The 26,137-nt window shown below is 68.9% G+C and carries 31 protein-coding genes; 13 read left to right on the top strand and 18 right to left on the bottom strand.

Annotation, left to right across the window (positions count from 1 at the left end; translation table 11 throughout):
- Window positions 1–61: 61 nt before the first annotated feature.
- Both TU34_RS13830 and TU34_RS13835 read right to left on the bottom strand, forming a co-directional pair.
- Window positions 62–439 carry a cupin domain-containing protein gene (locus TU34_RS13830; protein WP_045823489.1) on the bottom strand — a complete coding sequence of 126 codons (378 nt, stop codon included), beginning with the start codon at window positions 437–439 and terminating at the stop codon, window positions 62–64.
- 37 nt (window positions 440–476) lie between these two features.
- Window positions 477–1,604 carry an FAD-dependent oxidoreductase gene (locus TU34_RS13835; RefSeq protein ID WP_045823490.1) on the bottom strand — a complete coding sequence of 376 codons (1,128 nt, stop codon included), beginning with the start codon at window positions 1,602–1,604 and terminating at the stop codon, window positions 477–479.
- A 61-nt stretch (window positions 1,605–1,665) separates the two neighbouring features.
- Between TU34_RS13835 and TU34_RS13840 the strand changes: the two genes are divergently transcribed.
- Window positions 1,666–2,238 (top strand): TetR/AcrR family transcriptional regulator, encoded by a 573-nt coding sequence (locus tag TU34_RS13840; RefSeq protein ID WP_045823491.1) that lies wholly within the window; start codon window positions 1,666–1,668, stop codon window positions 2,236–2,238.
- Between the two features lies 1 nt (window position 2,239).
- Here TU34_RS13840 and TU34_RS13845 read toward each other — a convergent pair whose 3' ends face one another.
- A complete protein-coding gene (locus tag TU34_RS13845) occupies window positions 2,240–2,785 on the bottom strand; it encodes a hypothetical protein (protein ID WP_045823492.1) in 546 nt (181 codons plus the stop codon).
- Between the two features lie 350 nt (window positions 2,786–3,135).
- Between TU34_RS13845 and TU34_RS13850 the strand changes: the two genes are divergently transcribed.
- A complete protein-coding gene (locus TU34_RS13850; protein ID WP_045823493.1) occupies window positions 3,136–3,612 on the top strand; it encodes an NUDIX hydrolase in 477 nt (158 codons plus the stop codon).
- Between the two features lie 10 nt (window positions 3,613–3,622).
- Here the strand turns inward: TU34_RS13850 and TU34_RS13855 are convergent, their stop codons facing one another.
- On the bottom strand, window positions 3,623–5,059 hold the full coding sequence (locus TU34_RS13855; RefSeq protein WP_045823494.1) for an alpha/beta hydrolase: 1,437 nt from the start codon (window positions 5,057–5,059) through the stop codon (window positions 3,623–3,625).
- Between the two features lie 160 nt (window positions 5,060–5,219).
- On the opposite strand from TU34_RS13855, the gene TU34_RS13860 reads away from it, so the two are divergent.
- Both TU34_RS13860 and TU34_RS13865 read left to right on the top strand, forming a co-directional pair.
- Window positions 5,220–6,128, top strand: a complete 909-nt coding sequence (locus TU34_RS13860) for a hydroxymethylglutaryl-CoA lyase (protein ID WP_045823495.1) — start codon at window positions 5,220–5,222, stop codon at window positions 6,126–6,128.
- Window positions 6,129–6,158: 30 nt separating this feature from the next.
- Window positions 6,159–6,677, top strand: a complete 519-nt coding sequence (locus tag TU34_RS13865; protein ID WP_045823580.1) for a metallophosphoesterase family protein — start codon at window positions 6,159–6,161, stop codon at window positions 6,675–6,677.
- Here TU34_RS13865 and TU34_RS13870 read toward each other — a convergent pair.
- Window positions 6,674–7,405: a hypothetical protein gene (locus TU34_RS13870; protein WP_045823496.1), complete on the bottom strand. Its 732-nt coding sequence runs from the start codon at window positions 7,403–7,405 to the stop codon at window positions 6,674–6,676. The genes TU34_RS13865 and TU34_RS13870 overlap by 4 nt on opposite strands.
- A 182-nt stretch (window positions 7,406–7,587) precedes the next feature.
- On the opposite strand from TU34_RS13870, the gene TU34_RS13875 reads away from it, so the two are divergent.
- Window positions 7,588–8,541 carry an SDR family NAD(P)-dependent oxidoreductase gene (locus TU34_RS13875; protein ID WP_045823581.1) on the top strand — a complete coding sequence of 318 codons (954 nt, stop codon included), beginning with the start codon at window positions 7,588–7,590 and terminating at the stop codon, window positions 8,539–8,541.
- 13 nt (window positions 8,542–8,554) lie between these two features.
- Here TU34_RS13875 and TU34_RS13880 read toward each other — a convergent pair whose 3' ends face one another.
- Genes TU34_RS13880 through TU34_RS13900 form a run of 5 tightly spaced genes read right to left on the bottom strand, consistent with a single transcriptional unit; the run spans window position 8,555 to window position 11,668 of the window.
- A complete protein-coding gene (locus tag TU34_RS13880) occupies window positions 8,555–8,965 on the bottom strand; it encodes a DUF6992 family protein (RefSeq protein ID WP_045823497.1) in 411 nt (136 codons plus the stop codon).
- A 7-nt stretch (window positions 8,966–8,972) separates the two neighbouring features.
- The gene (locus TU34_RS13885; protein WP_420835186.1) at window positions 8,973–10,253 is read right to left on the bottom strand and encodes an MFS transporter; all 1,281 of its coding nucleotides are present in this window, start codon (window positions 10,251–10,253) and stop codon (window positions 8,973–8,975) included.
- Entirely contained in the window at window positions 10,250–10,549 is a 300-nt protein-coding gene (locus TU34_RS13890; RefSeq protein WP_045823499.1) for an MGMT family protein, read from the bottom strand. Before TU34_RS13890 ends, TU34_RS13885 begins: the two co-directional genes overlap by 4 nt.
- Window positions 10,546–11,070 (bottom strand): AAA family ATPase, encoded by a 525-nt coding sequence (locus tag TU34_RS13895; protein ID WP_045823500.1) that lies wholly within the window; start codon window positions 11,068–11,070, stop codon window positions 10,546–10,548. Before TU34_RS13895 ends, TU34_RS13890 begins: the two co-directional genes overlap by 4 nt.
- Window positions 11,071–11,125: 55 nt before the next feature.
- Complete coding sequence (locus TU34_RS13900) at window positions 11,126–11,668, bottom strand: putative immunity protein (protein WP_045823501.1); 543 nt, start codon at window positions 11,666–11,668, stop codon at window positions 11,126–11,128.
- A 70-nt stretch (window positions 11,669–11,738) separates the two neighbouring features.
- On the opposite strand from TU34_RS13900, the gene TU34_RS13905 reads away from it, so the two are divergent.
- Window positions 11,739–12,236 (top strand): hypothetical protein, encoded by a 498-nt coding sequence (locus TU34_RS13905; RefSeq protein WP_045823502.1) that lies wholly within the window; start codon window positions 11,739–11,741, stop codon window positions 12,234–12,236.
- On the opposite strand, the gene TU34_RS13910 is transcribed toward TU34_RS13905, so the two are convergent.
- The 7 genes from TU34_RS13910 to TU34_RS13935 form a co-directional block, all read right to left on the bottom strand.
- A complete protein-coding gene (locus tag TU34_RS13910; RefSeq protein ID WP_045823503.1) occupies window positions 12,201–12,860 on the bottom strand; it encodes a class I SAM-dependent methyltransferase in 660 nt (219 codons plus the stop codon). The two genes, TU34_RS13905 and TU34_RS13910, sit on opposite strands and share 36 nt — an antisense overlap.
- 74 nt (window positions 12,861–12,934) lie before the next feature.
- A complete protein-coding gene (locus TU34_RS24100) occupies window positions 12,935–13,105 on the bottom strand; it encodes a KOW domain-containing RNA-binding protein (RefSeq protein ID WP_203225461.1) in 171 nt (56 codons plus the stop codon).
- A 16-nt stretch (window positions 13,106–13,121) separates the two neighbouring features.
- Window positions 13,122–14,201 carry a redox-regulated ATPase YchF gene (gene ychF / locus TU34_RS13915; RefSeq protein WP_045823504.1) on the bottom strand — a complete coding sequence of 360 codons (1,080 nt, stop codon included), beginning with the start codon at window positions 14,199–14,201 and terminating at the stop codon, window positions 13,122–13,124.
- 56 nt (window positions 14,202–14,257) lie between these two features.
- Complete coding sequence (locus TU34_RS13920) at window positions 14,258–15,502, bottom strand: AI-2E family transporter (RefSeq protein ID WP_045823505.1); 1,245 nt, start codon at window positions 15,500–15,502, stop codon at window positions 14,258–14,260.
- A gap of 41 nt (window positions 15,503–15,543) precedes the next feature.
- A complete protein-coding gene (locus tag TU34_RS13925) occupies window positions 15,544–16,512 on the bottom strand; it encodes a TIGR03557 family F420-dependent LLM class oxidoreductase (RefSeq protein WP_045823506.1) in 969 nt (322 codons plus the stop codon).
- Window positions 16,513–16,517: 5 nt separating this feature from the next.
- Window positions 16,518–17,075: a type 1 glutamine amidotransferase domain-containing protein gene (locus TU34_RS13930; protein ID WP_045823507.1), complete on the bottom strand. Its 558-nt coding sequence runs from the start codon at window positions 17,073–17,075 to the stop codon at window positions 16,518–16,520.
- Between the two features lie 12 nt (window positions 17,076–17,087).
- The gene (locus TU34_RS13935) at window positions 17,088–17,366 is read right to left on the bottom strand and encodes a DUF7218 family protein (RefSeq protein ID WP_045823508.1); all 279 of its coding nucleotides are present in this window, start codon (window positions 17,364–17,366) and stop codon (window positions 17,088–17,090) included.
- A 185-nt stretch (window positions 17,367–17,551) separates the two neighbouring features.
- On the opposite strand from TU34_RS13935, the gene TU34_RS13940 reads away from it, so the two are divergent.
- Window positions 17,552–18,745 carry a PQQ-dependent sugar dehydrogenase gene (locus TU34_RS13940; protein WP_238981310.1) on the top strand — a complete coding sequence of 398 codons (1,194 nt, stop codon included), beginning with the start codon at window positions 17,552–17,554 and terminating at the stop codon, window positions 18,743–18,745.
- A 5-nt stretch (window positions 18,746–18,750) separates the two neighbouring features.
- Here TU34_RS13940 and TU34_RS13945 read toward each other — a convergent pair whose 3' ends face one another.
- Window positions 18,751–19,014 (bottom strand): hypothetical protein, encoded by a 264-nt coding sequence (locus tag TU34_RS13945; RefSeq protein ID WP_045823509.1) that lies wholly within the window; start codon window positions 19,012–19,014, stop codon window positions 18,751–18,753.
- A gap of 168 nt (window positions 19,015–19,182) precedes the next feature.
- Here TU34_RS13945 and TU34_RS13950 point away from each other — a divergent pair, with 168 nt between their 5' ends.
- The 6 genes from TU34_RS13950 (at window position 19,183) to TU34_RS22385 (ending at window position 26,137) form a co-directional block, all read left to right on the top strand.
- Complete coding sequence (locus tag TU34_RS13950; protein ID WP_150116529.1) at window positions 19,183–21,465, top strand: carbon starvation CstA family protein; 2,283 nt, start codon at window positions 19,183–19,185, stop codon at window positions 21,463–21,465.
- Window positions 21,462–21,689 carry a YbdD/YjiX family protein gene (locus TU34_RS24495; RefSeq protein ID WP_045823511.1) on the top strand — a complete coding sequence of 76 codons (228 nt, stop codon included), beginning with the start codon at window positions 21,462–21,464 and terminating at the stop codon, window positions 21,687–21,689. Before TU34_RS13950 ends, TU34_RS24495 begins: the two co-directional genes overlap by 4 nt.
- A 79-nt stretch (window positions 21,690–21,768) precedes the next feature.
- Window positions 21,769–23,322: an AlkA N-terminal domain-containing protein gene (locus TU34_RS13960; RefSeq protein WP_045823512.1), complete on the top strand. Its 1,554-nt coding sequence runs from the start codon at window positions 21,769–21,771 to the stop codon at window positions 23,320–23,322.
- A complete protein-coding gene (locus TU34_RS13965) occupies window positions 23,319–23,837 on the top strand; it encodes a methylated-DNA--[protein]-cysteine S-methyltransferase (protein WP_045823513.1) in 519 nt (172 codons plus the stop codon). The genes TU34_RS13960 and TU34_RS13965 overlap by 4 nt, the downstream gene beginning before the upstream one ends.
- Before the next feature lie 41 nt (window positions 23,838–23,878).
- A complete protein-coding gene (locus TU34_RS13970; protein ID WP_045823514.1) occupies window positions 23,879–24,994 on the top strand; it encodes a DNA recombination protein RmuC in 1,116 nt (371 codons plus the stop codon).
- 87 nt (window positions 24,995–25,081) lie between these two features.
- The gene (locus tag TU34_RS22385; RefSeq protein ID WP_052688935.1) at window positions 25,082–26,137 is read left to right on the top strand and encodes a DUF6542 domain-containing protein; all 1,056 of its coding nucleotides are present in this window, start codon (window positions 25,082–25,084) and stop codon (window positions 26,135–26,137) included.

The following is a 26,137-nucleotide window of genomic DNA, read 5'->3' on the forward strand; positions in this document are numbered from 1 at the left end:
ACGATCATTCCGCCTGTGAGGGATCTCCCCTCGGACGTCCCCGCCGGGTGCGCCTGCGATCTCAGGCGTCGGCCCGGAACCCCACATCGGTGTCGTCGGCGAGCACGACGTAGGCGCGGCGCCACGCGGTGTCGGGGTCGAGATGCCACACGTGACCCGTGCCGGTGGTGTCCTCGGCCAGCAGCACCACCCCCGGGCGGAGCGTGAAGCCCTCGTCGTCGCGGGTCCGGAAGTGCAGCACGCCGCTGAGCGTGATGACGAGCTGGCGTCGCGGCGCCGGGTGCCACCCGAGGTCGGCCCCGGGAGCGGTCTCGGCGAAGTGCACACTCGTCGCCGACGCCGTGCTGCTGGTGAGGTGCTCCGGGTGGAGGTCGATGACCCCGCGTTCGGTGTGCGAGTCACCGTCTTCGCCGGTCCACAGACGCCAGGTCTCGATCACGACTCTCCCCTTCGGACGACACTCGGGTGCGACGCGGTCAACGATAGGCGAGCTCCGAGATCTCCATCGCGATGCGGTGTCGGATGGGTGGGACGCTCAGGCCGGCGCGGATGACGGTGTTGCGGACGGCCCGGGCACCGGTCACGTCGACGGTCGCCGCGCGGGTCATCCGGTCGGTGAGTCGCAACACGCGGCGGGCGACCGGGCGACGACGGTGTTCGTAGGAGTCCGGATCGACTCCCGTGGTGAGGATCTCGGCGAGCACCAGCGCGTCCTGGATCCCGGTGTTCATCCCCTGCCCGCCTGCCGGCGAGTGGACGTGTGCGGCGTCGCCGGCCAGGAAGACCACGCCACGACGGTAGCTCTCGGCCAGACGGTGGTGGACCCGGAACCGCCCGCTCCAGGCGACGTCCCCGACCTCCGCGGCGCCCGCGCGAGCGCGCAGCAACGATTCGATGTCGGCGCCGGTGGGGTGCTCGGACGGATCATCGGCCGTCGCGACGACGCGAAAGCGGTTGTCGGGCAGTGGCGCGACGACCGCGAGACCCTCGGGTGCGAAGGTCAACGACACGGTGTCGCGGGGAACCGGCCACGCCATCGACACGTCGGCGAGGACGAACGACTGCTCGTACCCCGATCCGGGGAAGCCGATCGCGACGGCGTCGCGCACCGCGCTGCGCATTCCGTCGGCACCGATCACCGCGTCGAACCGCGTCGTCCGCGACACACCCGCGGGATCGCGCAGGCGGGCGTGCCCGTCGGCGTCGAGATCGTCGAGTCGGGTGTTCCACTCGACCGCGACACCGCTCTCGGCGAGCCGGTCGCGCAGGATCGCCTCGGTGTCGGCCTGAGAGATCATCGCGGTGAACGGGTAGTCGGTGCGCAGCGTCGAGAAATCGAGCTGCGCAATCGAGTTCGACCCGTCACGGATGTCGAAGCGGGGCACGCGTACGGCGCGTGCGAGGATCCGACGCGTCACGTCCACCGCCTCGAGCACCTCGAGGGTCCGAGGGTGCACCACCGCGGCGCGGGAGGTGTTGGCCCCCTCGCTCGCGGCGTCGACGATCCGGACGGTCACACCGCGTGCCGCCAGAGCCGTTGCCGCGGTCAGGCCGGTCGGGCCCGCTCCGACCACCAGAACCGACGACCGCATAGAAGTCAACATGCGTTGACTTTACCTCCGGCCCACCGCCGGAGTCAACGGTCGTTGACATACACTTCTTCCCATGCCCGATCCGACCACTCGCGGCGACACCGCCCGCAACGCCGAGCGCACACGCGCCGCACTCATGTCGGCGGCTCGGCGTCGATTCGCCTCCGAGGGATTCGCCGCGACGACCGTGCGGGCGGTCGCGGGCGACGCCGGCGTGGATCCCGCGCTTGTGATGCGCTACTTCGGCAGCAAGCGCGGTCTCTACGAGGCGGCGACGTCGGTCGACCTCCACCTGCCCGACTTCACCGAGGTCCACCGGCGCCGCCTCGGCGCGGTGATCGTCGAGACGTTCCTGGACCGCTGGGAGGGCCCGCACGGCGAGTCCCTGCAACTCCTGCTGGCGTCAGCGGCCACGGAACCGGCTGCGGCCGAACAGATGCAGACCATCTTCGCCGCGCAGGTGCGGCCGGCTGTCGACGCGGCGGGCGCCGACAGCGACGTATCGGTCGAGGTGATCGCCTCGACCCTCATCGGTATGGCGATGATGCGCTATGTGCTGCGCGTCCCCAGCATCGTCGACCTCACTCCGGCACAGGTGGTGTCGATGTACGGTCCGGCACTGCAACGCCTGCTGGCCCGGCGCTGATTCAGAGCTGGGGACCCTTGGCGCGAAGGGTGTCCACGGAGTCCATCGCCTCCCGCAGTTCGGCGAGCCAGGCCTCGGTGTGCTCACCGACGAGCTTCACCGACCACACCACCGCGTCGGCACGCGACCGCGCCACGCCGGCATCGACGAGGGTGTCGAGGACCTGCCGCTCGGACTGACGCAACCGCGTCATCACCGGAACGGCCAGATGGGTGAACAGGATTCGCTGCTCGCCGACCCGCACGCCCCACGACACCTTCCGGGCATACCGGGCCTGAGCTTCGTCGGCGATGGTCATCCGCTGCTCACGGGTGTCCTCGCGGAACCGGGAGGCACGCCCTTCTGCGACCGCGCTGCCCCCGTCACCGCTCGGCGCCGTCAGCGTGCCGACGACGGTGATCTCGTCACGATCGACGACGACCTCGGGCGCGCCGTCGAACCATTCGTCGGGCAGACGCCCGACGAACCATGCCGATGCGTCGCTCGCATCGGGCAGTTCGGCCTGTTGCCATCCGCCACGACGACCGCTGCGATTGTGTTCCTTCATGTCTCCACTCCTTCGTTGAGTGATTACATGATTACACACTTACATGTCACCTCGTCGCGGTTTCGCTCACAGCAGACCCCAGTTGGGCACGTAACGACCGCAGTTGGGCACGTAACGACCACAGCTGGGCACGTAACGACCACAGCTGGGCACGAGATCACCGAGGCAGCCGATCCACCGGGACCGACGTGCCGTCGGGTGTCCAACCGGGGCATTGACGTGCCCAACCGGCGGGTTCAGGTGCCCAAGTGGCGGGGTTACGTGCCCAACTGGCGGGTTTACGTGCCCAATCGAGGGCCGGGACCGCACGTGAACGGTCATGTCGGGCGCGGCCGAATACAGTCGGCGCCATGCCCACTCCCGATTTCATCCTCGATCTCCGTGAACGGATCGGTCATGCACCCCTGTGGTTGTCCGGGGTGACCGCGGTCGTCCTCCGAGACGGGCACGTCCTGCTGGTCAAGCGCAGCGACAACGGGGCCTGGACCCCGGTCACCGGCATCATCGACCCCGGCGAGGAACCGGCCGTCGCGGCGGTGCGCGAGGTGCTCGAGGAGGCCGGGTGCGTGGTGGAACCCGAGCGGTTGGCCTCGACGCACGTGACGAAGCCGGTGACCTATCCCAACGGCGACGTGTCGCAGTACCTCGATCTGACGTTCCGGATGCGGTGGGTGTCGGGCGAACCGACGGTCAGCGACGACGAGAACACCGACTGCGGGTGGTTCCCGCTCGACGATCTACCGACCATGTCCGACGAGATGACCTACCGGCTCGATGCCGCCGTCGCCGACCGTCCCGACGCGGTGTTCCGCACCGGGCCGGCCTGACCTCGACGCGTCAGTTGACCGGCGCGCAGGTCGGCGCCGCGGACGTGCTCGCAGCGGGGTTCGCCGACGGGTCGACCGAGGTGCACACCGGCGTGCTCGCCGCGGCCGAGGCCGGGGTCGAGGCGTTCGTCGATGCCGGGGCCGCCGACGGGGTGGTGCTGACCGAGGCCTCTGACGACGGTGCCGACGACGACGTGGCCGACGATGACGCAGACGACGAGGCGGGCGAGGATGACGAACTCGCCGACGGGGCGGCCGACGCACTGCTCGACGGCGCGGACGACGCCGCCGAGGAGGAGGACGCCGACGACGGCGCCGAGGCGATACGCGCGGCGGCGAGCACCGTGGTCTTGTTCGTGACCGGCGGCGCGGCCTTCATCCCCTCGATGACGCTGGTCTTGCCTGCCTGCAGGGCACGGTTCCAGTTGTCCCAGTCGTGTCCGCCGTAGTTCGGGATGGTGATGACGGAGACGCCGGCCTGCGCGGCCTGCAGTTGGAACAGGATCGTCGAAACCGCCGAGAGCGCCTCGAGCAGGATGGCGCTGATCTGATCCTGCGGCTTCATCTTGGCCATCTCCTGCGGCGACAGGAACGCGTTCCCCGAGGAGACGATGAGGACCTGACCGTTCTCCTTGAGCTTGGCGAGGTTCTGCGAGGCGTCGTTCTGCTGCCACTGCGCGCTGCCCGGCGCACCCCACATGTTGATGATGCCGTTGGTGTAGTTCGACACCATCGTCTGTGTCGCGAAGACACCGAGCGCGCCCAGCGGGTTGTTGGTCTGGTAGTACCCCGACATGGCCTGCACGACCTTGAACTGCTCGGGATGCTTCTCGGCCAACGTCACCGCGGGACCGGCCGACATCGACAGACCGACGATCGCGTTCCCGCTCTTGGCGACACCGAACTCACGGTTGAGGTAATCGGGCAGCTCCGAGGTCAGGAAGGTCTCCTGCTTGATCGGGGTGTTCGCGGCGCCGGCGCCACCGTTCCAGTCGGTGTAGAACGATGACGCGCCACCGACCGGCATCACCAGCGTGGTGTCGGACTTGCCGTCGTAGACCTTGGCAGCCTGCACGTCGGTGGTCCAGGCCGAACGGTCGTCGCGGGCGCGCATACCGTCGAGCAGGTAGACGCCCTGGGTGCTGGTGTTCGAGGCGCGGATCTGCACGATGACCCACCGGTTGTTCGACGGCGACCACACCTTGCAGTTCTGGACGTAGTTGCCCGACGAATCCCACGTGCAGCCGGGGCGCAGCTTCTCCGGGTGTCCGATGAGCGCGCCCGCCTTGTTGTTGCTGACCAGCAGTGTGGCGAGCGCGAACAGGACGACACACACCGCGAGGACGATGGCCACCGGGCGAAGCACCGCTGGTCGCAGCCATGCCGGTCGCGTCGCGGCGCCCGAGGAGTCGGGCGTCGGGAAGTGGTCGGTGGGGATCCAAGCCATGCGTGGTGTCCTTCGAGATAGAGAACGCGTCGCACCTATCTCGTCGCGAGCCCGCAGAACGTTACCGACGAGATCGAACCCTTGCGGTCATCGCGAGCCGGAGTGCACCGGACGGGCGATGTTTTTGTCCCCATCCGGCCGGAAGGGTGATGATGAAGCCATGACGACAGCGACGGGTGCCGGCACGCATGTGGTGGAAGTGGGTCCCCGTGACGGACTCCAGAACGAACGCAAGGCGCTGTCGGTGGACACGCGCGTCGAGTTCATCCGTCGGGCGGTCTCAGCGGGGCTGAAGCGCATCGAGACCGTCAGCTTCGTCAACCCTGCGCGTGTACCGCAGATGGCAGGGGCCGAGGAGGTCATGGCCGCGCTCCCCCGGCTCGACGACGTGAACTACATCGGGCTGGTCCTCAACGAACGCGGGCTCGACCGCGCGCTGGCCGCCGGCGTCGACGAGGTCAACGTCGTGGTCGTCTGCTCCGACGAGTTCAGCCTCCGCAACCAGGGCTGCGACGTCGCCGAGGGCCTCGCCCGCTGGGAGCGGATCGCCGAGAGGTCCCGCGCTGCAGGCGTGTTCACCACCGCCACCCTGGCCGTGTCGTTCGGCTGCCCGTTCAGCGGCGAGGTACCCGCCTCACGCGTCATCGAGATCATGGACCGCGTGGCGCAATCATGCCCCGACGAGATCGCGATCGCCGACACCATCGGGGTGGGTGTGCCCGCACAGGTGCGTGAACTCGGGGCCGGGCTCGCCCGTGTCGCGCCGGGTGTCGCCCACCGCTGGCACTTCCACAACACCCGCAACACCGGATACGCGAACGCCCTCACCGCACTCGACCTCGGTGACTGTGCCCTCGATTCGAGCATCGGCGGGTTCGGTGGATGTCCGTTCGCCCCCGCCGCCACCGGCAACATCGCGACCGAGGATCTCCGCTACCAACTGGAGCGGTCGGGGGTGACCACGGGGATCGACGGCACCAAGGTGGTCGACACCGCGACGTGGATCAGCGCCGAGCTGGAGTCACCGGTGACCGCGCTGCTCGGCCGCGCCGGGCCGTTCCCCGGCTGAGCGATGTCGCCGACATCGGCCGCGGGGCCCATCGCTCTGGTGCTCACCGCCGACACCCATCTACCCAAGCGCGCCAAGCGGTTACCGTCTGCACTCCTCGAGGCGATGGACGCGGCCGACGTGGTGTTCCACGCCGGCGACTGGGTCGACGGGGCCACCCTCGACCTGTTCGAGTCACGCTCTGCGCGCCTCGTCGCGTGCTGGGGTAACAACGACGGCCCCGAACTGCGTGCCCGGATCCCCGAACGTGCCGACGTGACGCTCGGTGGTCTGCGGTTCACCGTGACGCACGAGACGGGTGCTGCGACCGGTCGCGAAAGGCGCATGGCGGCGGCCTATCCCGACACCGACGTACTCGTCTTCGGGCACAGCCACATCCCCTGGGACACCCTCGCCGACAACGGACTCCGCCTGCTGAACCCCGGTTCGCCCACCGACCGGCGACGGCAGCCGTTCTGCACCTTCATGACCGCGACCATCGCCGCGGGTGGGCTCTCCGACGTGGCGCTACACCGGGTGACCCACACCGCGACGACGGCACGGAGCTAGTCGGCGAGCACCTTCTGCACGGCGGCGGCACGCGACGTCGAGCCGAAGTCGAACACCGGGTTGGTCAGGTGCACGTCGAGCGTGTTGTTCGGTCCGGCGATCAGCGCGTTGATGATCGGCGCGAACAGACCACAATCGCCCTGGAACTCCGGGATCGTGTAGCTGCCCTTGACGTGGGTGTCAGCGGTGTTGTCCTGGAACAGCTTCGCGGCGTCGATCGACCCGGTCAGGTTCGCTGTCGTGGTCTGCGTCGCGCAGTTGCCGCCGGCCGGGACCAACGTCAGATCCGACGAACCCAGTGAACCGATGCCCAGCGGGGCAACCTTGTCGAGACGGATCTTGAACGACTGCGCGACTTTCAGATCGAGTGTGGTCCGGCCGTCGACCTCGCCCTGGGCGATGGTGCCGGTGACCTTGGTCGGCTCCACGATGGAGATGGTGAACGTCGCGAGGGTCAACGGACCGAGCTTCAAGGCAGCGGTGGTCTGTGGCAGGTTCAGCGTCCCCACCAGGTTGGTGAGATCGGTGCGGCTCGACAGCGTCGTCTTCCCGAACGTGATCGGCTGGCCGGTCTTGGAGATGACCGACACCGTCTCGGCGTCGAACGCGAGGCCGACCGGGTAGTCGTCGCCGACGTCGGCCTGCGCCGCCGTCACGCCGACACTCGACAGCACCGATGCTGCCACCGCCGCGACCATTGCGCTGGTGAGGTACCTGCGAATCTTCATGCTGTGTTTCCGATCTCGAGTGTCGACGTCCCCGTTGGCGCCGATGCGCGAGCAGAAAAATAACAATGGCGTGCATCAATAGTTCTCGATTCGACACCTTTGCTTTGACTCACTATAAAGAATCGGGTCGGTGGTTGTTCCGTGTCCCAATTGCCGGATCGTCGCCGACTAACCTCGTGGTCATGAGCCTGTTGACCCGCGCGATCGACACCGCGCTCGATGTCACTGTCATCCCCGGCTACTCGGTAATCGGGTCGGCTGTGCGGAGACGTTTCTGGGCATCCGACCCCGAGCCGTTCAGCTCCCCCACCGAGATCGTCGTCACCGGTGGCTCGTCCGGACTCGGCGCGGCGACCGCGGCGGGGCTCACGAGACTCGGAGCGCGGGTGCATCTGGTGGGACGGTCCGCGGAGCGCCTCGAGTCGTCCGCCGACACCATCCGGGGCGAGGTCCGCGACGCCGACCTCGTGATCCGCGAGTGCGACATCAGTGACCTCGACGCCGTCGCCCGGCTCGTCACCGACCTGCGCGCCGATCTGACCGGTATCCACGCGGTGGTCCACTGCGCCGGTGTGATGCCACCGGAACGCACCGAGTCGAAGCAGGGCCACGAAGCCGCGTTCGCCACCCATGTGCTCGGGCCGGTCGCGATGACGATCGGCCTGCGCGAACTCTTCGACGCGGACTCCCGCGTGGTGTTCGTGTCGAGTGGCGGGATGTACCCGGTGCCGTTGACGACGACCGATCTCGAGTTCACCGAGGGTGACTACTCCGGACTCACCGCCTACGCACGGACCAAGCGGATGCAGGTGGTGATCACCGAGCAACTCGCACGGCATCTCTCACTCCCCGACGACCCGAAGGTGCACAGCATGCATCCGGGCTGGGCCGACACCCCCGGTGTCACCGACTCGATCCCGGGCTTCGGCAAGGTGATGAAGCCGATCCTGCGCACCGCGCACGACGGCGCCGACACCATCGTCTGGCTCGCCGCCTCTCCCGAGGCGACGAGCACGAACGGGAAGTTCTGGCACGACCGCGCACCCCGACCCACGCACTACCCGTCGTGGCGCAGGGATTCACCGCAGTCGCGAGAGGCACTGTGGCAGGCGGTTGTCGCCGCCACCGACATGTGACCCTGATCGTCGGTCACCACAGGGCGCGGGCGTGGGTGAGGTCGAGGACGAACAGCGCCGCACCCTGCACCATCACCGCCGCACCGTGCCCCCGTGCCTGATCGGCGGTGATCCGGCCACCGAAACTCGGCGTCCGGGCGGCGAGATGCGCACCGCCCGCGACATAGCCGACGTCGAGTCCGGTGTTGACGAGCAGCAACCGGCGCAGCTTCGCCGATGTCGGCGGGGTCGACTGACGGGTCGAGATCGCGGCGATGGCCACGTCGATCGCGCCCCACATCGCGTTCTGGAGTCCGAAGGCCCGCGACCGCGGGGTGGGGCCGGCCACCGCGAGCGCACCACCCGCCACCGTCGAGATCCCGCCCCACACGGCGAGTCGACGGGCGAGACGTCGGGAGACCTCGGGGGCGCGATCGATGCTCATCGCTCCATCATGCCGCGCGGTCCGGCGAGTGGACCCCGAGCGACCTACGCAGTTCGACGGGTCCGACCCCGCGCGCGAGGGCGATCATGAGCACCGCGCAGCCGATGCCGGACAGGACGAACGCGGAACCGAACATCGCCGTGTACCCGAACACATCGCCCACCACGCCGGCGGCGAAACCGGCTGCGCCCTGGGAGAACACGACCGCACACGCCATGAGGGTGTAGTCGCTACCTGCGTACTCACGCTGACAGGCGTCCATCATGAGCGCGAACACGACCACCGTGGCGGCGCCGCCGAGGACGTGTTCGGCGACACTCGCCGACACGAGCAGGGGCAGTCCGCCGACGTCGAACGACGCGACGACATAGAGCACCAGCGCGGCGGTCTGCGCAATCCCCGCGACGGCGAGGGCGTGCCTGCGGCCGTGCAGGAAGGCGTACCACCCGCCGAGCGCCGCACCGAGCAGTGCCGACACCGACGACAGCGCCCCCTCGATGAGCGCGATCTGCGACAACGTGAGGCCGGCGTCGGACAGGAACGGGCCCACCAGAGCCGATCCCATGGAGTTGCCGAACTTGTAGGCGGCGACCAGGAGGATGAACGCGATCATCCCGGGACGGCGAAGGCGCGCGATCCACGCCACCGACATCGCCGGGGCCGACGGCCTCGTCGACTCCTTCGCGGCATCGTCGGCGGTTTCGGTCTGCGCGCGCAGGAACCACACCGGGATCGTCGACAGCACCAACAGTGCGGCCATCGCGACGAACAGCACGCGCCACCCGCCCAGGGAGAACAGCCACAGCAGTGCTCCTCCCCCGACGATCATGCCGACGCGGTAGGCACCGACCTGGATCGCGTTGCCGAGACCGCGTTCTCGCTCGCCGAGCAGCCGCACCGCGAGGCCGTCGGTGACGATGTCCTGCGTCGCGGAGAAGACATTGACCACCGCGATGCCGATGAACAGCCACGTCAGCGTCGTGGAGAGATCCAGGCACGCGAGGATCAGAGCGACTGCGGCCGAGGCGGATTGGAGGGTGAGCAACCATCGACGACGGGATCCGTAGCGGTCGACGTAGGGCGCCCACAGGAACTTCAACGCCCAGGGCGCGAACAGGATGCCCGTCGCGCTGATGGTGACGAGTGAGTAGCCGGACCTGCGCAGCACCACCGGTAGCGCCTGGGTGAAGAACCCGAACGGCAGACCCTGCGCGAAGTACAGGGCGGTCAACAGCACCAGGGCGCCGGCGGTGAGCGATCGCGCCCCGGCGGCGGGCGTGACGGTCACTCCGGCCACCATCGCGCGGCCTCGATGTCGACGATCCCGCGCCGCAACGGTGTCCCCTCGGTGTGCCAGTGCTCCTGCGCGTCGATCATCAGGTGCGCCGGGAGCGTCCCGTTCGCGCGGACCACCCGCCACCACGTCACCGCCTCGCCGTCGCGGGCCATCACGCCGCCGACGCCCCGTGGACCGCCGCGCTGCAGGTGTTCGGCAATGGCGCCGTACGTCATCACCCGCCCGGGTGGGATCTGGTCGACGACATCGAGCACCGCCATGGTGAAGTCGTCGCGGTCGGCGCTCATGTCGCGATGACCGCTCTGGCAATGAGTTCGGCGACGACGACGGGGGCGAGCGCAGTGGTGTCGACCACCTCCGCTTCGTGGTGCAACCACGTCCCCGCAGCTTCCTCGTAGTCCGTCAGGTATCCGAGACGGAAAGCCGACGGCCCCAGCGTGGTGTCGTTCATGATCCTGCTGCGCAGGGTTTCACGATCGGCGTGGAGCACGAAGTGCCGCAACGGAATCGAGTATGCAGCCAGTCCGGCGCTGATCTCGCGCCAGTACTCCTCGACAAGGACCGTCATCGGCATGACCAGGACGCCGCCGGTGTAGTCGACCACGCGCCGAGCGGTCTCGACCACGAGCGGCCGCCACGGCGCCCAGTGTTGGAAGTTGTCCGTCTCGGGCAATCCCGGGGTGATGCTCATCAGTGTGGCACCGACCTTCTCGGCGTCGAGCACGCGCGACCCCGGCAACTTCTGCTGCACCAGCGCAGCTGTGGTGGTCTTGCCCACCCCGTGGGTGCCGTTGATCCATACGATCACGGCCCGAGACTAGCCTCCGATCCGGCCGCTGAGCACGGCCGCAGTGGGTGATCGATCACGTCGATGCCGAACCGACGCGCTCCTGGATCTCGCGGATCGTGTCGCCGAGGATGCCGCGCGTCATCAGCCCTGGCCCGAGCGGGCCACCGGATTCGGCGCCCACCGGCGGCAGCATTCGCAGGATCGCGCGCTCACTCTCGGTGCACTCCGCCACCTGCCAGTCGATCTCGTCGGCGACCGTGCCGTCGTCACCGGGGTGCGCCAGCGACACCGCTCTCACCGCGTAGGCCGCGGCGCCGAGCGCATGGGCACCCATATGGGCGACCCCCGACGCCTGGGCCACCGACCGGGCTGCTGCGGCACCGGCGGAGGTCGTCGCGGCCCCGGCTGCCTTCACCGCGATCATCCGCTTCCCTATCTCGACGGCCGCGCTGCTCTCCCCCGCGCTGAACGCACGCGTTCGGGCCAGGGCGTCGTGAATCGCGTGCGCCGCCTCGGGGTCGGCGTCGAACAGTGGGAGCACACGCTCCGCGCAGGCGGCCGCCCACCGTGCGATCGCTCGCCTGTCGGCGTCGTCGAGGGTCTGCGTCGAGGTCACGTCTGTATGCGTAGCAGTTCCTCCCGCACAGCGGGAAGAACTGCTACGGATCTGTGTCAGGGTGGGGCACATGGACGCCGAGCGAATCCTGACCGGTGCACGTCGCCTCCGACGGGCGGCGTGGTGGGTGTATGTGGTCGTCGCTCTGGCCGCGGGGCAGGTGTCGTGGTTAAACCTCGGCAACGGACGGACGGTCACCTACAACGGTTCGTACGAACCGCTCGAGGGTGTCGAGCTGTCGAAGGCCTATTCCACCTCGCTCGAGATCGACTACGCGGTGCGCGGCGGGCTCGAGTGGACGGGGATCGTGACCGCCTGTGCGGCAGCGCTTGTGGTCGTCGCGGCGCTCGTGCAGGCCGCCTACGCGAGACAGCGACCGATGGTGGCCGTCCTCACGGTGCTCGCGTCACCCGTCGCGATCCTCGCCGTGGCCGTCGCCGTGAACGGCATCGGCGGCATCACGTTCCGCCTGTCCCTGGCCGTGCTCATCGTCCTCGCCGCGGTCGTCGTGCACGAGGCGGCGGCGATGGGATCACCCACCTCGAGCAGCGCTCGCATCGGCAGATGATCCGGGGTGTCGTGCGAGGACGAAGCCCTGCGGGTGGGCGTCAACCGAGCGTGGCGCGCGCTCGACGACGGTGACCGGAAGGAGCCCGACATGGCGCATTCGTTCGGCGACGTCGTGTGCGCGATGCAGGTGTGCGGGCATCGTGACGTCGCATCCGTATGCGCCGGCGATGACACGAGGTCCGTCTCCGGCCTGAAAGCCCGTCAACAGAACACCTCCGGGTCGAAGGACTCGCGCGAACTCACGGAGAGTTCGGTCGAGCGCATCCGGCAGCGTGTGGATGATCGAATACCAGCCGAGAACCCCGTCGACGCTGCTGTCGGGGTACGGCAATTCGGTGAGGTTGCCCCGACGGATTCGACGGGTCGGATGAGCGCGTCGCGCGTGGTCGACCATTCGGGGGGATAGATCGACACCGTCGATCACGAGTCGATCGTTCAGAGACTCCAGGTGGGTGATCATGCGCCCGCCGCCACACCCGGCGTCGAGAACCTCTCGGCCCGGCAACATCTCGACGAATTCGCTGATCAGCCGGAGATCACTGTCGGCCTCGAACGATGCGTCGGGGACGATCTCGACATACGAATCCGCCACCGCGTCGTACGCGTTCTCGAGGTCGGTCATAGCACGAACGGCATCAGTAGCAGTATGTGTCGGTAGACGACACGAACGGCCACGGGAGCGATCACCTCGGTCGCTCAGGACGAGAACAATTTGAGGTCGTCGCCGGAGAAATAGTTCTGGGTGACGGCACCGACGCGGACGAGATAGCGACCCCGGCCCTCGTCGACGTGGACCACGGTGCCGACGTTTCCGGTCATCACACTGCCCGTGATCTGCACCGTGTCGCCGATCGCGAATGCTGCCATGGGGTTGTCCGATCGATCAGACGTTGAAGCGGAACTCGACGACGTCGCCGTCGTGCATGACGTAGTCCTTGCCCTCCATGCGGACCTTGCCGGCGGCCTTGGCGGCGGCCATGGTGCCCGCGGCGTCGAGGTCGTCGAACGACACGATCTCGGCCTTGATGAAGCCCTTCTCGAAGTCGGTGTGGATGACGCCGGCGGCCTTCGGGGCGGTGTCGCCCTTGTGGATCGTCCACGCGCGCGACTCTTTCGGGCCCGCCGTGAGGTAGGTCTGCAGGCCGAGGGTGTGGAAGCCGGCACGGGCCAACGAGTGCAGGCCGGGCTCGGTCTGGCCGATCGAGTCGAGCAGCTCTTGCGCGTCCTCGGCGTCGAGCTCGAGGAGCTCGCTCTCGACCTTGGCGTCGAGGAAGACCGCGTCGGCCGGCGCGACCGCGGCACGCAGTTCGTCCTTTTTGGCGTCGTCGGTGAGCACCGACTCGTCGGCGTTGAAGACGTAGAGGAACGGCTTGGTGGTCATCAGGTGCAGATCACGCAGCGAGGCGAGATCGATCGAATCCTGCTGCGAGAACAGGGTCTTGCCGCTGTTGAGCAGCTCCTGCGCCTTCTGCGCCGCGGCCAGGGACTCGGCGAGGCTTTTGTCCTTGCGTGCGTCCTTCTCCAGGCGCGGGATCGCCTTCTCGAGGGTCTGCATGTCGGCGAGGATCAGCTCGGTCTCGATGACCTCGATGTCGGCGAGCGGATCGACGCGGCCGTCGACGTGCACCACGTCGTCGTCGGCGAACACGCGGACGACCTGGCAGATGGCCTCGGCCTCGCGGATGTTGGCGAGGAACTGGTTGCCCATGCCCTCACCCTCCGACGCGCCCTTCACGATGCCGGCGATGTCGACGAACGACACCGTCGCGGGCAGGATCTTCTCGCTGGAGTGGATCTCGGCCAGACGACCCAGACGGGAATCGGGCAGTTCGACCATCCCGACGTTCGGCTCGATGGTGGCGAACGGGTAGTTCGCGGCCAGCACATCGTTGCGGGTCAGGGCATTGAACAGGGTTGACTTGCCGACGTTGGGCAGTCCGACGATTCCAAGGGTGAGGCTCACGAGGGACCAGTCTAGTTTTCGCCGGTCCCCCAGCTCACACCCGTGGGCGTCGGCGGCTACTCCGCGGGACCGTCGGCAGGCTTTTCTGCACGATCGACGCCGTTTTCTGCCCGATTGGTGGCGTTATCTGCCCGATCGGCGGGGTCGGGGGTCGCGGCGTCGACGATGGCGGTGTCGTCGGCGAGAACCTTCACCTCGTCGGGGTCGGTCTCGCCGGTACGCAACGACACCTGCTCGCCGTAGTACCGGATGATCACCGCGGCCGAGGCGGCGACGGGAACCGCGAGGAAGGCACCGATGACTCCGAACAGGGTGCTGCCCAACGTCACCGACAGCAGCACGATGACGGCGTGGAGGTTCATCGACTTCGACTGCAGCCATGGCGAGAGCACGTTGCCCTCGAGTTGCTGCACCGCGAGGATGATCGCCAACACGATCAGCGCGGTGACGACCCCGTTGGAGACGAGCGCGATCAGCACCGCCAGGCCGCCGGCGACGAACGCGCCCACGATCGGGACGAAGCCGGCGATGAAGGTGATGACGGCCAGCGCATAGGCCAGCGGCACCCCGAGGATGACCAGCCCCAGCCCGATGAAGAACGCGTCGACCAGGCTCACCAGGGCCTGCGTGCGGATGAACCCGCCGAGGGTCTTCCAGACGCGGGTCAGCATCTCTGCGAGATGCGGCGCGGCCGGGTTGCCCACCGATCGCCGCAGCCACGGGAGGAAACGCGGGCCGTCCTTGAGCAGGAAGAAGATCACCACGAGCATCGTGAAGACGGTGACCAGGGCGGAGGTGACCGCTCCGACGCCGGTGAACAGTCCGGCGGCGATCTGCTCGCTGCTCGACTGCAACCGATCGGTGAGTGCGCTGACCGCGGTGTCGAGTTGGTCGTCGCTGATCCGCAGTGGCGGGCCCTGCAGCCAGTCCTGCACCTGCACCACACCGGCGGTGGCGCGGTCACCCAGTTCGGTCGTCTGCTCGACGATGGAGGGGGCGATCGCGGCGACCACTCCGGCGATCACGAGCGCGGCCACCAGCAGCACGAGCAGCACCGCGCCCGCGGGTGGGATGCCCTCGGAACGCAACCACCGCACCGGCGGCCACAAAACGGTGCAGGCGATGATCGCCAGCACCACCGGGAGGAGGATCACCCACAGCTCGCCGATCGACCATCCGACCAGCCACAGCGCCGCGGCGACGGCCACGATCTGCACGCCCACGACGGCGGCGAAGCGGAGATGCCGCGCGTACACCGAACCCCGAGTCGGACGGTCCCCTACCTCTGCGCCATGCGGCATGGGTCAATCGTCACATATCGCCCCACGCGCCACCGACTCGCTCAGCCCGCCACCGACCGGATCTTTCCGATGAGGTCGGACTCGCAGACGGCGAGGAACGCGTCGACATCGGGCCCGGCGTTGAGCAGGGTCAGATGATCGAACCCGGCGTCGGCGAACTCCTTCGCCGACGCGACGTGGGCGTCGATGTCGGGCCCACACGACATGGCATCGGCGACGTCGGAGGGGCGCACCAACGAGGTGGCCGCCTCGAAGTTGATCGGATTCGGCAACTCGGACTGCACCTTCCACCCCGTGAGACCGAACCGGAACTTCTCGTGGGCCGAGGCCACGGCGGTGTCGACGTCGTCGGCCCACGCCATCGGGACCTCGGTGTAGCGGGCTCCGGTGCCCCCGGCGTCGCGGTAGGCGGCGATCAGGTCGGCATCGGGCTCGGTGGTGAACAGCCCGTCACCGGAACGACCGGCGATCTCGGCGGCGTTGGTCCCACCGGCGGCCACGACGATCTCGGGCAACTCGTCGGGGAGGTCGAAGACGCGGGCGTCGTCGAGGGTGATGTGCTTGCCCTGGTAGGTGTGATAGCCGCCCGACCACAACAGGCGGATCACCTCGATCGCCTCGCGCAGCATCTCGTGACGGATGTGCGCCGAGGGCCAGGTGGCCCCGGTGACGTGTTCGTTGAGACGCTCACCCGATCCGAGACCGAGGGTGAAGCGGCCGTCGGACAACAGGGCCGTGGTCGCCGCGGCCTGCGCGATGATCGCCGGGTGGTACCGGATGAACGGACACGTCACACCGGTTGCGAGACCGAGGGTCTCGGTCTGCACGGCGATCGCCGCGAGCATCGACCAGGCGAACCCGGAATGCTTGTGGCTGTAGAGCCAGGGGTGGTAGTGGTCGCTGATCTCGACGAAGTCGAAACCCGCACGCTCGGCGGCCACGGCCTGACGGACGATCTCCTTCGGATCGAACGTCTCGGCCATGAGCTTGAACCCGATCCGGGTGGCCATCGGTGTCAGCCCGCCGCGACGACCGCGGTGAGACGCTCACAGAACGCCGGCAGGTCGTCGGGGTTGCGGCTGGTGACCAGGGTGTTGGGGCCCGCGGTGCACTCCACGACCTCCTGATCGACCCAGGTCGCGCCGGAGTTGCGGATGTCGGTCTGCAGGCTCGGCCACGAGGTCAACGTCCGGCCGGCCAGGACCCCGGCCTCGATGAGAGTCCACGGCGCATGGCAGATGGCCGCGACGGGCTTGCCGAGATCGAAGAACTTCGCGGTGAACGCGACGGCGGACTCCACGGTGCGCAGGTAGTCGGGGTTGGCGACGCCGCCCGGCAGCACCAGGGCGTCGAAATCGGCGGCGCCGACCTCGCCGACGGTGGCGTCGACGTCGAAGTTGTCGGCCTTGTCGAGATGGTTGAACCCCTGCACAGTGCCCGGGTCGGTCGACACCAGCTTCGGGGTGCCCCCGGCCTGCTTCACCGCCTCCCAGGGCTGCGTGAGCTCCACCTGCTCGATGCCCTCGGGAGCCACCAGGAACGCGATCGTCTTGCCGGTCAGGTCATTCGACATGTGTTGTCTCCTCTAGTGCGAACGGAGCAGATCGATGAGATCGCTCTTGTTCTTGTCCGAATAGTTGTGCAGGCCCAGCTCTTTGGCCCGGTCGCGCAGTTCCGCCACGGTCCACTCGTCGTAGGCCGGTGATGTTCCGCCGGAATGCCCGACGGCCGAGCGTCCGCGCTTCGCCGCCGCATTGGAGATGCGCGCGGCCTTCTCCTTGGAATTGCCCTCGTCGCGCAATTCCTCGTACAGGTCAGGGTCTTTCAGCGACGGGTTGTCCTTCTCGGATTTCTTGTCGGCCATGGGGGGCCACCTCCACGACGGATGCGGTTCGACTTCGAGACATCGCTGCGCCGGGCGAGCCGGTCCGCGGACAGTCCTCAGCGCGGGTTCTCGGCTGCGTAGCCGACGCTACACGACGGGGCTCGACGCCCGGGCGCGGTTCGCGGCCACCCGGTCGACGGCCGCGCGCGTGTACCTTCGAGGAGGTGATCGCGTATCGGACAAAGCCGACCACCCAGTCCCGCCGGGCTCTGCCCGTCGCCGTCGCGGCCCTGTCCGCCGGCCTGCTCCTCGCCTCGTGCTCCGACGCGAACCCCACCTCGTCGTCGACCTCGAACGGCACCCCCGCCGCCGGGTCGTCGACCGCCGTGGTCGACGGCCAGGTGCGGGTCACCGAGCTCATGACCGGGCTCGACCATCCCTGGGATGTCGCGATCGACCGCGCCGGCAACATCGTCACCGGCGAACGCGGTGGCCGTATCGTCGTGCGACACAATGACGGTCGTGTCGCCGAGGTCTCCGCCGACACCTCCGATGTCCGTGCACGCGGCGAGGGCGGGTTGATGGCGCTGACGCTCGCCACCGACTTCGACACCTCACGCACCGTCTACACCTGCGCGGCGAGCAACGCCGGCGACGTCCGCGTGGTCCGCTGGAACGCCGCGGCCGACTGGTCGTCGATGCGACAGACCGGCACCGTCCTCCCCGGGATCCCGCTGGGCGCGTCCGGGCGACACAGCGGATGTCGCATCCTGCCCGCGCCCGACGGCACGCTCTGGGTGTCCACCGGTGACACCGCCGATCCCACCGCCCCGCAGGATCTCCGGAGCCTCGGCGGCAAGGTCCTCCACATCAACGCCGACGGGACACCGGCATCGGGGACCTTCCCCGGCACACCCGTCCACAGCCTCGGGCACCGCAACCCGCAGGGCCTCGCGTTCGCGCCCGGTACCGATCGGCTCTACACGACCGAACACGGGCCGACCATCGACGACGAGCTGAATCTGGAACGCCCGCAGGCGAACTACGGGTGGGACCCGAACACCGGCAGCGGTTCCTATGACGAGAACGTCCCCATGACCGACGAGACGCGCCACCCGGGATCGGTTCCGGCGGTGTGGTCCTCGGGAGATCCGACGCTCGCCGTCGCCGACCTCGAGTTCCTCGGCCCGTCGTGGCGGCAGTACAACGGGATGATCGCGGTGGCCACCCTCAAGGCACAGCGCCTGATGCTCCTGCGTCTCGATGCCGCCGGTACCTCGACCACCGAGCGCGTCGACCTCCTGCAGGGTTCGCAGGGGCGACTGCGGTCGATCACCACCGCGCCCGATGGATCACTGCTCATCACCACCGACAACGGTGACGACCAGGACAAGGTGCTGCGCGTGCGCCTCGGCTGACGCCGTCAGCGACGACGCAGTCGGCGCACCCGAGCGAGCATCGAGGTGACCGCCTCGAACTCGGTCGCCTCCGTCGAGCCGGCCGGCGTCGCGTGTTCGGCCGCGGGAGCCGCATCGGAGACAGGCTGTCGCGGTGCCTCGTCGGCACATTCGGCCGCGAGGGCGTCGCGCACCTGCTGTTCGCCGTAGAGACCCATCATGATCTCCAGGCCCCACCCCGGGAACTCCGCGAGAGGTCGCTCGTCCCTCTTCTTCCGTGTTACGCGCATGTTACGAGGATGACATGCCCAGCCGGTGGGTGTCCGCGATTTCGCGCCCCCTGGCCGAAATGCCCGCCCTCGTCGGCGCCCGCCGGGCCGTCGGTATAGTGACGCGCGCCACACAATGGCCCGCGTCGATGCCCACGGCATCGGTTGCGACATCGGAGAGGACCCACGGTGACAACCACCCGAGAACGCCCGCACCACCCCGACATAGAGCTCATCACCAACGACCCCGCACTCCCGCCGGTCGCCATCGTCGACCGCTCCCCGATGACCGTCGGCAAGCGGATCCTCTTCGCGATCATCGGCCTCGTCGGCGCCGTCTCGTGGGCGGTGATCGCCATCGTGCGCGGCGAGAGTGTCAACGCCGTCTGGTTCGTCCTCGCCGCGGTGTGCACCTACGTCATCGCCTACCGCTTCTACGCGCGACTGATCGAGACCAAGGTCATCAAACCCCGCGATGACCACGCGACACCGGCGGAGATCCTCGACAACGCCAAGGACTACATGCCGACCGATCGGCGGGTCCTCTTCGGCCACCACTTCGCCGCCATCGCCGGCGCCGGCCCCCTCGTGGGACCCGTGCTCGCCGCGCAGATGGGGTATCTGCCGGGGACGATCTGGATCATCGTGGGCGTCGTCTTCGCCGGCGCCGTGCAGGACTACCTGGTGCTGTCGATCTCCACACGGCGTCGCGGCCGCAGCCTGGGCCAGATGGCCCGCGACGAGTTGGGCAACGTCGGCGGCATCGCAGCGATCGTCGCGGTCTTCGTCATCATGATCATCCTGATCGCCGTCCTCGGACTCGTCGTCGTCAACGCACTGGCCGAGAGCCCGTGGGGCGTCTTCTCGCTCGCGATGACGCTGCCGATCGCGGTGTTCATGGGCGTGTACCTGCGCTACCTGCGACCGGGCCGGATCTCCGAGGTCTCCGCGATCGGGTTCGTCCTGTTGATGCTCGCCATCGTCTCCGGCGGCTGGGTCGCCGAGACCAGTTGGGGCGAGGACTGGTTCACGCTCTCACCGGTCTTCCTGAGCTGGGCGATCATCATCTACGGATTCGCCGCGGCCGTGCTGCCGGTGTGGCTCGTGCTGGCACCGCGCGACTACCTGTCGACGTTCATGAAGGTCGGCACCATCGCGCTGCTCGCGGTCGGGATCCTCATCGCCCGACCGGTGATGAACGCACCCGCGGTCAGTGAGTTCGCCTCCAACGGTCAGGGTCCCGCGTTCGCGGGCTCACTGTTCCCGTTCCTGTTCATCACCATCGCGTGCGGCGCGCTGTCGGGATTCCACGCGCTGATCGCCTCCGGTACCACCCCGAAGCTGCTGGAGAAGGAGAGCCAGGCGCGCATCATCGGCTACGGCGGCATGCTCGTCGAGTCGTTCGTGGCCATCATGGCGCTGATCACCGCCTGCATCCTCGACCAGCACCTCTACTTCGCGATGAACGCCCCCAAGGGTGTGACCGGTGGAACCGCCGAGACCGCAGCGCAGTACACGAACACCAAGCTCGGGCTGTCCGGGCCGCCGACCTCGGCCGAACAACTGCAGGCGTTCGCCGACGGCGTCGAGGAACCGTCGCTGATCTCCCGGACCGGTGGCGCGCCGACGCTGGCGATGGGTATGTCGGAGACGCTGCAGCAGGCGTTCGGCGGGTCGTCGCTGAAGGCGTTCTGGTATCACTTCGCGATCATGTTCGAGGCACTGTTCATCCTCACCACGGTCGACGCCGGTACCCGCGTCGCACGGTTCATGCTCTCCGACGGTCTGTCGAACGTGAAGGGCGGCAAGCGGTTCGCCGAGCCGTCGTGGCGGGTCGGGGCGTGGGTGTGCACGTTCATCGTGGTCGCCGGCTGGGGTTCGATCCTGCTGATGGGTGTGACCGATCCACTCGGTGGCATCAACACCCTGTTCCCGCTGTTCGGCATCGCCAACCAGCTGCTCGCCGCCGTCGCCCTCACCGTGGTGCTGGTGGTCGTGGTGAAGAAGGGCCTGTTCAAGTGGGCCTGGATCCCGGGCCTGCCCCTGGTCTGGGACCTTGCGGTGACCATGACCGCGTCGTACCAGAAGATCTTCTCCTCGAACCCGGCGATCGGGTACTGGGCGAACCACGACGCATTCCAGAACGCGAAAGACTCCGGCGCGACGTCGTTCAAGACGGCCACGACGCCGGAGCAGATGGATGCCGTCATCCGCAACACCTTCATCCAGGGCACCCTGTCGATCGTGTTCGCGGTGCTGGTCATCGTCGTGGCGCTCGCCGGAGCGTGGGTGTGCATCAAGGCGTTCCGCGCCGGCGGACTGCCGACCACAGAGGACGAACCGGTCCCCTCGAAGCTGTTCGCGCCCAGCGGCATGATCGCGACCCCCACCGAGAAGGCGATCGAGAAGGAGTGGGCCGAACACCGCGCGTCACCGACACACGACGACCACCCCACGGAGTCGTTGCGGTGACGACACGGGGAGACCGAGCCGCGGGCAACGGACAGGCGACGTTCGCCGCGGCGGTCCGCACGGCGTGGTCGTACATCGGCGCGGTGATGGGCGATCACGACTACCGCCGCTACGTCGCCCACCACACCGCCCGGCACCCGGAGACGCCCGCGCTGTCCGAACGCGCCTACTGGCGCATGCGGCACGACGAGCAGGAGGCGGACCCCCAGGGGCGGTGCTGCTGACAGACCCGCCCCACCGGGCCGCGACCCACGTGTCCGAAACCCGCCAGTGGGCGATCGGGCGGGCTGACACAGTGGAGTCATGACACCCGCGGTGGCCACCTCGCCCGATCTGGACTTCGAACGCTGCTATCGCGCGGTGTCGGCCCGCGACAGCAGGTTCGACGGTCAGTTCTTCGTCGCCGTCCGCACCACCGGTATCTACTGCCGTCCGTCGTGTCCGGCCGTCACGCCGCGCGCCGAGAACGTCGACTTCGTGGTCACCGCCGCCGCGGCCCAGCAGGGCGGGTTCCGCGCCTGCCGTCGATGTCTCCCCGACGCGGTACCGGGATCGCCGCGCTGGAACCTCTCCGGCGACCTCGCCGCGCGGGCCATGCGGCTCATCGGCGACGGGCTGGTCGACCGCGACGGCGTCGACGGGTTGTCGGCGGCCCTGGGCTACTCGCCGCGCCAGCTCAACCGGGTGCTCACCGAGGAACTCGGGGCCGGACCGCTGGCCCTGGCCCGCGCCAACCGGGCGACGAACGCGCGGATCCTCATCGAATGCACCGCGATGCCGATGGCCGACATCGCCTTCGCGTCGGGGTTCGCGAGCGTGCGGCAGTTCAACGACACCGTGCGCGAGGTCTTCGCGAGCACACCGAGCGAGATGCGCCGCCGCCGTGCGGGCACCGCCACCGCCACGCGTGACACGACAGTCGACACCGACCGCCCCGCCTTGAACGTGCGGCTCAAACTGTCGGTGCGGCAGCCGTTCTCACCGGAATGGCTCACCTGGTTCCTCGCCGGCCACGTGATCGAGGGCCTCGAACACTTCGACGGCACCACCTACCACCGGTCGCTGTCGCTGCCCGCGGGGGCCGCGACCGCCTCGCTGACCATGCACCCCGATCACGTGAGCGCCGACATCAGCGGAGTCGACGTCCGCGATCTCGGCACCGCGGTCCACCGGTTGCGACGGTTGCTCGACCTCGACGCCGACATCGTCGCGGTCGACGAGAGCCTGGGCGGCGACGCCGATCTCGCCCCGCTGGTGGCACGCCGCCCCGGCATCCGGGTACCCGGCGCGGTCGACGGATTCGAGACCCTGATGCGCACCATGCTCGGCCAACAGATCAGTCTCGCCGCCGCGCGCACCCACGGTCGGCGACTCGTGGCCGCCCTCGGTGAACCCCTCGGCCCGGACATCGGGACCGCGCCCGTGACACACCTGTTCCCCACGCCCGCCGCCGTCGCCGAACACGGCCACACCGTGCTCACCGGACCGAAACGACGCGTCGCGTCGATCATCGCCGTCGCCCAGGCGGTCGCGGAGGACGCGATCCCCCTGCACACCGGGGTCGCGGCCGACGAGATGCGCGAACACCTCATAGCCCTACCCGGCATCGGACGATGGACCGCCGACTACGTGGCGATGCGCGTGCTCGGTGATCCCGACGTCCTGCTCGACACCGACCTCATCCTGCGACGCCGGGCCGACCATCTCGGTCTCGATCTCACCGACGCGCGGCGATGGTCGCCGTGGCGGTCATACGTGTCGATGCACCTGTGGCACGACGCGCTCCGGGAGACGGAACCGTCGCTGCACGGCGAACGTCCGAGTACGACAACCACGACACACGAGGAGACATCATGACCACCGCCCACTGGTCGACCACCACCCTGAACACGGGCGCGTTCACCACCATCGTCCGCGCGGGCACCGTCCTCGCCTCGGGCTGGACCGAGGACCCTGAGTACCTGCTCGCGCTCATCAACACCGAGCTACGTCCCGACGAACTCCTGCGCGTCGACGACCTGGGCGTCGTCACGACCGCCCTCCTCCGGTACGACGAGGGCGACCTCGCCGCGATCGACGAGATCCCGGTCCGCCAGGTGTCGGGCCCGTTCGTGACCCACGCGTGGGACGTACTACGCAAGGTCGCGCCCGGCGGCCAGGTGACCTACGCCGAGCTCGCCGAACGCGCCGGCAAGGGCTCCGCCCACCGGGCCGCGGCCGCCACCTGCGCGCGCAACGCCGCCGCGCTCTTCGTGCCGTGTCATCGCGTCCAACGCCGCGACGGCACCCTCGGCGGATTCCGCTACGGGCTCGACCGCAAGGCGGCACTCATCGCCCACGAGGCGAAGTACGCGAGCGTCGACGCGGCCTGAGTCGATCGGCCCTGTCGGACCCCTTGTGCACCATGTGACACATGAGTGTCAGCACAGTCGCCGCCGCCGTCGTCGGCATCGTCATCGGGTTCGCCGCCGGATGGTGGGTGTACGCGGCGCGCTCGGCGGCGATCCGCGAGAGTCACGCACTCCTCTCGCAGGCGCTGGCCGCCGCGAGCGAGGACGCCGCCCGCCGGCAGTCCGGCGCGATCGGGACGCAGGTCGCGTCCATCGTCGGACCCCTGCACGACACCCTCGGCCGTCTCGCCGAGGAGCTCGCACGCACCGAGCGTTCCCGCATCAGCTCGTTCGCCGGGCTGAGCGAGCAGGTGAGCGGGGTGCGGGCCGCGTCGACACAGTTGGGGTCGTACACGCAGCGACTGGCCAATGCCCTGCACACGCCACAGCTGCGCGGGCGGTGGGGCGAGATGCACCTGCAGAAGGTCGTCGAGGCGTCGGGCATGTCGCGCTACTGCGATTTCTCGCCCCAGTTCACCACCGAGTCGGGACTGCGCCCTGATCTCGTGGTGCACCTGCCGTCGGACCGCGACATCGTCGTCGACGCGAAAGTGCCCCTGCAGGCGTATCTCGACGCCGTCGCCACCGACGACGTGAGCCGCGAGCGACGCCTGCTCACCGATCACGCCGCGGCCCTGCGCGCCCATGTCACCGCCCTGGCGGGCAAGCAGTACTGGCGGGCGGTGGCCCGCACCCCCGAGATGGTGGTGCTGTTCGTCCCGGGTGACCCCATCCTGGAGGCCGCCTGTCGGATGGACCCGGACCTCGTCGAATACGCCTTCGGTCGCAATGTGGTGATCGCGACGCCGTCGAGCCTCATCGCACTGCTCAAGACCGTCGCGCTGACCTGGCGCGACGACGCCATGGCCCGCGACGCCGAGCAGATCCACGCCCTCGGCCGTGAGCTGTACCACCGACTGGGCACCCTCACCGGCCACCTCGACCGCCTCGGCGGCTCGATCGGGAAGGCGGTCGAGTCGTTCAACGCGACCGTCGGTGCGATGGAATCTCGCGTGCTGGTCACCGCACGCAAACTGGGCGAACTCGACGCCTTCTACGGCGCGGGCGACGACGCACCGCACACCACCCCGGCCGTCGACGCGACCATCCGGGCGGTGCGCAGCAGCGACGCCAGCTGACCGCGCACCGCGCCCCATGTCGCGAACGGCCACGCCACGCGGGTCGGCCGGAACCGTCATCGACGATCCACCCGGTACCGTCTACCTGTGTTCTCTGCCCAACAGACGCGTTCGGGGATACCCACCGAACAGCAATCGGTACTGCCGACGGTCCGCGGTGTGCCCTGGTGGGGCGCGGTCCTGATCGCCCTGGTGCCGACCGTCGCGGGCGCGATCATCGACGCATCGAACACCGACGGACTCTCCACCACCTACCGGATCCTGTACTTCATCGGCTGCGTCGTCGCCGTGCTCGCGGTGCGTCGTCGTTCGCTGTTCACCGCGATCTCGCAGCCCCCGCTGATCGCCTTCGGCGTCGCGCTCATCACCCTCTACCTCCTCAAGGCCGACTCCGGTTCCGGCCTGCGGCAGCTGATCCTCAACGTCATGCTGCCCATCGCGAAGACCTTCCCGCTGATGGCCTGGACCTTCATCGCGGTCGCCGTGCTGGGAGTAGGCCGGGCTCTGTTGACCCGTGGCCGCACGGAATCGACCCCCAAGCGTTCGGCCCGCCACCACGCGGCGAAGGCGACCACGCGCACCCGGACCCGAACCGCCGCCACCGCGAAGAGCGATGGCGCGACGACCGAAGCCGGCGCCCGCGCGAGCCGTCGGCCCGGCGCCCGCGGCGCTGCACCCCGCCCGGACGAACCGGACCGGACGCGCGCACGGCGGATCGCCGACGAACCCACGCGCGTCACCAACCGCAGGCCGGGCGCCGAGCGCACCCCGCGCCCCGACCGCACCCCGCCCGAACGTGGACGGTCGACACCCGCACCCCTGGCCGGTCACCGCCGCACCGATGTCGCCCCGACACCGGCCTCGCGGTGGGACGCACCTGCACCACGACGACCCGCGACCGACGACGCCTCCGCCCGCCGCCGTGACGAGGAGGCGGCCCGCCGCCGTGACGACGAGGCGGCCCGCCGTCGGCCGCCGCCGCGGGGAGAACGCGACCTGGCCGTCCCCCGGAGCGAACGCGAGGTCCCGCCGCGCAGCGACGGCACCGGTCGTCGTCGCCCCCCGCCGAGCCGCGACGAGTCACCACGGCCCGGCGATCTGCCTCCGATCCCCCGCGCCCGCTACCGCGGGGTCAATCCCTGA

Origin of the sequence: Williamsia herbipolensis, from assembly GCF_000964005.1 — a bacterium.
Classification (GTDB): Bacteria; Actinomycetota; Actinomycetes; order Mycobacteriales; family Mycobacteriaceae; genus Williamsia_A; species Williamsia_A herbipolensis.

Coding starts and splice junctions, on each gene's coding strand:
- TU34_RS13960 (WP_045823512.1), top strand. CDS start 21,769: ATGACACCCGCGGTGGCCACCTCGCCCGATCTGGACTTCGAACGCTGC.
- TU34_RS13935 (WP_045823508.1), bottom strand. CDS start 17,366: ATGGCCGACAAGAAATCCGAGAAGGACAACCCGTCGCTGAAAGACCCT.
- TU34_RS13905 (WP_045823502.1), top strand. CDS start 11,739: ATGGACGCCGAGCGAATCCTGACCGGTGCACGTCGCCTCCGACGGGCG.
- TU34_RS13850 (WP_045823493.1), top strand. CDS start 3,136: ATGCCCACTCCCGATTTCATCCTCGATCTCCGTGAACGGATCGGTCAT.
- TU34_RS13870 (WP_045823496.1), bottom strand. CDS start 7,405: ATGAAGATTCGCAGGTACCTCACCAGCGCAATGGTCGCGGCGGTGGCA.
- TU34_RS13890 (WP_045823499.1), bottom strand. CDS start 10,549: ATGAGCGCCGACCGCGACGACTTCACCATGGCGGTGCTCGATGTCGTC.
- TU34_RS13945 (WP_045823509.1), bottom strand. CDS start 19,014: ATGCGCGTAACACGGAAGAAGAGGGACGAGCGACCTCTCGCGGAGTTC.
- TU34_RS13920 (WP_045823505.1), bottom strand. CDS start 15,502: ATGCCGCATGGCGCAGAGGTAGGGGACCGTCCGACTCGGGGTTCGGTG.
- TU34_RS13970 (WP_045823514.1), top strand. CDS start 23,879: ATGAGTGTCAGCACAGTCGCCGCCGCCGTCGTCGGCATCGTCATCGGG.
- TU34_RS13925 (WP_045823506.1), bottom strand. CDS start 16,512: ATGGCCACCCGGATCGGGTTCAAGCTCATGGCCGAGACGTTCGATCCG.
- TU34_RS13845 (WP_045823492.1), bottom strand. CDS start 2,785: ATGAAGGAACACAATCGCAGCGGTCGTCGTGGCGGATGGCAACAGGCC.
- TU34_RS13855 (WP_045823494.1), bottom strand. CDS start 5,059: ATGGCTTGGATCCCCACCGACCACTTCCCGACGCCCGACTCCTCGGGC.
- TU34_RS13875 (WP_045823581.1), top strand. CDS start 7,588: ATGAGCCTGTTGACCCGCGCGATCGACACCGCGCTCGATGTCACTGTC.
- TU34_RS13965 (WP_045823513.1), top strand. CDS start 23,319: ATGACCACCGCCCACTGGTCGACCACCACCCTGAACACGGGCGCGTTC.
- TU34_RS13930 (WP_045823507.1), bottom strand. CDS start 17,075: ATGTCGAATGACCTGACCGGCAAGACGATCGCGTTCCTGGTGGCTCCC.
- TU34_RS13840 (WP_045823491.1), top strand. CDS start 1,666: ATGCCCGATCCGACCACTCGCGGCGACACCGCCCGCAACGCCGAGCGC.
- TU34_RS13910 (WP_045823503.1), bottom strand. CDS start 12,860: ATGACCGACCTCGAGAACGCGTACGACGCGGTGGCGGATTCGTATGTC.
- TU34_RS13860 (WP_045823495.1), top strand. CDS start 5,220: ATGACGACAGCGACGGGTGCCGGCACGCATGTGGTGGAAGTGGGTCCC.
- TU34_RS13835 (WP_045823490.1), bottom strand. CDS start 1,604: ATGTTGACTTCTATGCGGTCGTCGGTTCTGGTGGTCGGAGCGGGCCCG.
- TU34_RS24100 (WP_203225461.1), bottom strand. CDS start 13,105: ATGGCAGCATTCGCGATCGGCGACACGGTGCAGATCACGGGCAGTGTG.
- TU34_RS13880 (WP_045823497.1), bottom strand. CDS start 8,965: ATGAGCATCGATCGCGCCCCCGAGGTCTCCCGACGTCTCGCCCGTCGA.